Genomic DNA, 4,708 nt, shown 5'->3' with positions numbered 1-4,708 from the left:
CCCAACCCCTCCCCTCAAGGGGGAGGGAGGCGATCGCGGCTAGCATGGTGAAAGCGGAGCTAAACGTGCGCCGATCGCAGACAACTACCCCCGCGCCAGCGCCAGCAACCGCTCATTCTCCTCCGGCACGTTCTCGGCCAATCGCGCCGCGGCGATGATCGGCAGCCAGGCCCGGATATCGGCCTCTGTCAGCTCGCTCGCTGCCAGGTAGCCCGCCAGATACGCGTCGGCCAATTCGTGGCCGGCGCCGTGGCGCATCAGCAGGTAGGAGCGGGCGACGTCGGCGGCGGGCGGACCGGAGGTGGCGTCGGGCCAGTCGACGATCATCGCGGCGCCGGGCGGCCCGATGATGTTGAAGGGGTGGAAATCGCCATGGCAGAGACGGTTGCCCTCTGGCAGTTCCGCCAACCGGGCGAGCAGGCGGGCGCGCAGCGCGGCATCGATGTCGACGCGGCCGAGGCGGTCGGCGAGGCGCGGCTTCAGCGGTGACAGCCGAACTTCGGTGCGGGCGTGGATGGCGAGGTGGAGCTGCACCATGGCCTCGAGCGCGGCGGACAGGAGCGTCGGATCGGCGGCGGCGAGGCTGGCCAGCGGCTCACCCGGGGCGCGGTCCATGACGAGGCCCCAGCGGCCGGCATAGGGACCGGCCTGGTGCACCGCCGGCGTCGGCAGGCCATGCTCGCCGACAATGGCGAGGATGGCGGCTTCGCCGAAGGCGACCGAGCGATTGGCCGGGTCGCGATAGAGCTTCAGTACGTGCTCGCCATAGTGGAAGGCTTCGGCCATCTTGCCGGAGCCGAGCAGTGGGCCGATCTTCTGATCCATCAGCTGAGCGCCGCCTTGAGGGCGGCGGCGATGGTCTGCGTGCCGCGGGTGAGCTGGAAGACTTTGCCGGCGGTTTTCGGCTCTTCGAGCAGCGCCAGGGTGACGGCGGCGACGTCGGCACGCGAGATCGATTCCTCATTGATCGCCTGCTGGCTCAGCAGCACCTTGCCGGTGTCGCCGCCATCGGTGAGTTCGCCCGGCTCGAGGATGGTCCACTCGAGGCTGGAGCTGGTGATGAACTTCGCCGCGGCGCGCTTCTGTTTGTAATAGTCCTTCATCTCATCATCCATCGAGCGGATCGACAGCCCGGTGCTGGCGCCGATGGCGGAGATCGAGAGGTAGCGCTTCACCCCGGCATTCTCGGCGGCATGCACAGTGCGGCGAGTGCCGATGCGATCGAGCGCGCTGCTTTCGCCGGCGGCCGAGCCGGCAGCGAACACCACGGCGTCGGCGCCTTTCATGGTGGTGGTGAAATCGCTCAGCGGCGATTTGTCGAGATCGAGCACGATGGTCTCGGCGCCACGCTTCACCGTCTCGGCCATGCGTTTGGGGTTGCGGATGGTGGCGACCACCGAGTGGCCGGCGGCGACCAGCTTTTCGACGATCAGCAGGCCGGTGCGGCCGCTGCCGCCGATAACGATGACGCGCATGAGTTCACCTGTCGGTGGTTGGAGGACTTAGCTTCAAAAACAGGCGGTGCAGCGTTTCGAGCTCGGCGCTGCTGAGGGCGGCAAGGCTGGGCGGTGGCACGCGGAACTCGGTCAGCAGCGCGGTCTGGGTTTCGAGACCCAGCGGCGTGAGGGCGACGAGCTTCACCCGCCGGTCGGTGGGCGAAGGGCGGCGTTCGACATAGCCGGCCTGTTCCAGCCGATCGACCACCCAGGTGGTGTTCGAGGGGTCGCTGTTGAACTGCCGCGCCAGTTCGCCGATCGGGCGGCCGGCGGTGTCGAGGCTGTTGAGGATGCGCGAATCGTTTGGCGTCAGGCCGCGCCGCGTGAGGCTCTCGCTGCGCTGCGGATTGGAGCTGATGAAGAAATCGAACATCAGCCGCCAGGTGTCGGCGGCCAGCTCAGCGGGGGCGGGTTTCATGAGCGCAGCCTAGCACGAGCTGGTCCCTTGCATATATTTAGACTGGTACCATATTTGTTGTGTAACAAATAATGGAGCATGACGATGAATGGACGGCATGACGGCAAGGTGGCGTTGATCGCCGGGGCCAGCAAGGGCATTGGCGCCGCGACGGCCGAGCTGCTGGCGCGTGAGGGGGCGGCAGTGGTGCTGGTGGCGCGATCGGTGGAGCCGACCGAAGCGCTGGCTGAAGCCATCCGCCAGGCGGGCGGCCGGGCGCTGGCGATCGCGGCTGATGTGGCCGACGACACGGCGATGCGGCAAGCGGTGGAGGCGGGGCTCGAGGCATTCGGGCGGCTCGATATCGCCTTCAATAATGCGACGGACGGGCCGCGGCCGGCGCCACTGGCCGAGCTCGATCTCGACGGCTTCGATCGGGGCATCCGCACCAATGTGCGCGGCACGTTTGTCGGCATGCGGCACGAGATCCCGGCGATGCTGGCGAGCGGTGGCGGGGCGATCGTCAATATGGCTTCGCTGGCCGGGGTGATCGGGGTGTCGGGACTTGGCGCCTATGTCTCCGGCAAGGCGGGGATCATCGGGCTCAGCAAGGTTGCGGCGCTCGACTATGCCGATCGCGGCATCCGCATCAACGTGGTGGCGCCCGGACCGATCCTCACCCACCATCTCGAGGCGGCGGGGCCAGAAGCGCAGCGGCAGGCCGGGCTGGCGACGCCGATGCGGCGGATCGGGCGGGCCGAGGAGGTGGCGAGCGTGGTGAGCTGGCTTTGCTCGGATGCCGCGAGTTTTGTCACCGGCGTGGTGCTGCCGATCGATGGCGGGCAGAGCGCCGGCAACAAGATCCAGAACACCTATCGGCAAGGCGAGCCGATGCGGGCGGCCGGCTGAGGGACTCCCTCGTTCTGGCCGCGGGCTGCTACACAGCTGGCGGAGAATGAGGGAGACGATTCGATGCAGGCGCTGCGGCAGGTGGTGGTGCACCACGACGATCTGGGGGCGAGCTGGAGCGCCAACATGGCGTTCCTCGAGCTCTGCGAGCAGGGCGTGGTGACCTGCGGCTCGGTGATGGTGCCGTGTCCGTGGTTCCCGCATATGGCGCAGCTGGCGCGGGACAACCCCGAGCTCGATATCGGCGTGCACCTGACGCTGACCTCAGAGTTCGACCGCTTCCGCTGGCGGCCGATGACCGGCACCGCCGATAACGGCATGTGTGACGCCGAGGGTTTTATGCCGCGCCGGGTGGCGGAGACGCAGGGCGCCGACCTCGCGGCGGTGGAGGCCGAGCTCCGGGCACAGATCGACGCGGCGCTCGCGGCCGGCATCGATGTGACGCATCTCGACGCACATATGGGGACGGTGTGGCTGCCCGAATTTGTCGAGCTCTACGAGCGGCTCGGGGCAGACTACTTCCTGCCGATCTTCCTGCCCGGACCACAGGACGCCTGGGTCGAGCCTTCAGTGGCGCTGGACCGCGCCTGGGCGCAGGCGGCGGCGCGCGGCAATCCGATGTTCGACGGGGTGGTGTCGACGCCATTTCCCAATCTCAGCCCGACAGCTGCGGACTATCGCGGCATCCTCGACAGCGCCAAGCCGGGGCTGAACTGGGGGGCGTTCCACTTCACCAAGCCGGGCGACATCGCGATGATTTCGGACGATGCGCCACTGCGGCTCGCCGAGTACGAGCTGTTCCGCTCGGGCGCCGTGGAGACGATGTATGCCGAGCTCGGGTTGGAGCTGGTGGGGATGCGCGGGTTTCGGGAGCAGCTGCGGGCGCGGTAATCGAGAAGGCCCACCGGCGGCGCAGTGCTCCTCCACCGCGCAGCGGGGGAGGGGGACCAGCGAAGCTGGTGGAGGGGGCGACCACAAACACCGGCGCATCCTGCCGCCCCCTCCACCGCCTTCGGCGGTCCCCCTCCCCCGTTTCACGGTGGAGGAGCACCGAGAGTCCGGTGGCGCAAGGCATATGCGATAGCGCTGCGGCGATGGGCGGGGCATGGCGGCCATCACAGCACGCCGTGGCGCGCATAGACGTCGCGCAGGTAACCACCGGCGCGCAGCTCCTCGAGCGAGTGGCTTTCGCCGTTGATCTTGTCGAAGGCGAATTCCAGCACCAGCGCCTCGACTGCCTGCGGCACGACAACCACGCCATCGGCATCGCCGAACACCAGGTCGCCTGGGGCGACACGCACATTGTCGACGATGACCGGCACGTCCACGGCGCGGATCTGGCCGCGCCCCTTGGAATCGAGCGGCGCGATCCCGGCATGGAACACCGGCAGGTCGAGTTCGCGAATGCCGATAATGTCGCGTACGAAGCCATCGGTGACGCAGCCGGCGGCGCCGCGCGCCCGGGTGGCGGTGGAAAGGAGGCTCCCCCAGGGGGCAATGCGGGTCGAGCCGCCACAGGCGAACATCGCGACATCGCCCGGCTTCAGGTCATCGACAATGGCGATCTCGAGTTCATAGGGGTTCACCCCCTCCTCGACATACGGCACCTCCATGAACTGGGCGGTACGGGCCCGGCCGCAGAGCTTGAGCTTGTCGTCGAGCGGGCGGATGCGCGAGCTCATCGCCTGGTTCCACACCCCGGCGGCATCGAGCGCGTCGCTGAGCACGGCGGCATAAAGCGCCTGCCAGTTCTGCGGCAGCGGTGGGTTCAGGCGGGGGGTAAACGCGGCGGTCACGGGGAGAGCCTTTTCAGAACGAGACTTTGGAAGGGGGCATGCCGCTGCTGCCGACGAGGAAGTCGAAATCGACGCCCTTGTCGGCCTGCTGCACATGGTCGATGTAGAGC

General features: G+C 68.0%; 6 protein-coding genes. 2 read left to right on the top strand and 4 right to left on the bottom strand.

Features of this window, described 5'->3' with window-relative positions:
- Positions 1-84: 84 nt before the first annotated feature.
- The 3 genes from VW23_RS01215 to VW23_RS01205 are packed head-to-tail and all read right to left on the bottom strand — an operon-like array spanning position 85 to position 1,914.
- Positions 85-825, bottom strand: a complete 741-nt coding sequence (locus VW23_RS01215; protein ID WP_069907778.1) for a phosphotransferase family protein — start codon at positions 823-825, stop codon at positions 85-87.
- The gene (locus tag VW23_RS01210) at positions 825-1,475 is read right to left on the bottom strand and encodes an NAD(P)-dependent oxidoreductase (protein ID WP_069907777.1); all 651 of its coding nucleotides are present in this window, start codon (positions 1,473-1,475) and stop codon (positions 825-827) included. The genes VW23_RS01215 and VW23_RS01210 overlap by 1 nt, the downstream gene beginning before the upstream one ends.
- Before the next feature lie 4 nt (positions 1,476-1,479).
- Positions 1,480-1,914, bottom strand: coding sequence for a MarR family winged helix-turn-helix transcriptional regulator (locus VW23_RS01205; protein WP_069907776.1), 435 nt, complete (start codon positions 1,912-1,914; stop codon positions 1,480-1,482).
- A gap of 84 nt (positions 1,915-1,998) precedes the next feature.
- On the opposite strand from VW23_RS01205, the gene VW23_RS01200 reads away from it, so the two are divergent.
- Complete coding sequence (locus VW23_RS01200; RefSeq protein ID WP_201787996.1) at positions 1,999-2,802, top strand: SDR family NAD(P)-dependent oxidoreductase; 804 nt, start codon at positions 1,999-2,001, stop codon at positions 2,800-2,802.
- Between the two features lie 63 nt (positions 2,803-2,865).
- On the top strand, positions 2,866-3,693 hold the full coding sequence (locus VW23_RS01195; protein ID WP_069907774.1) for a polysaccharide deacetylase family protein: 828 nt from the start codon (positions 2,866-2,868) through the stop codon (positions 3,691-3,693).
- A gap of 224 nt (positions 3,694-3,917) precedes the next feature.
- Here the strand turns inward: VW23_RS01195 and VW23_RS01190 are convergent, their stop codons facing one another.
- Positions 3,918-4,598 (bottom strand): RraA family protein, encoded by a 681-nt coding sequence (locus tag VW23_RS01190; protein WP_244513322.1) that lies wholly within the window; start codon positions 4,596-4,598, stop codon positions 3,918-3,920.
- Between the last annotated feature and the right edge of the window lie 110 nt (positions 4,599-4,708).

Origin of the sequence: Devosia insulae DS-56 (genome assembly GCF_000970465.2) — a bacterium.
GTDB classification, from domain to species: domain Bacteria; phylum Pseudomonadota; class Alphaproteobacteria; order Rhizobiales; family Devosiaceae; genus Devosia_A; species Devosia_A insulae.
This window is presented reverse-complemented; position numbering and strand designations above follow the sequence as displayed.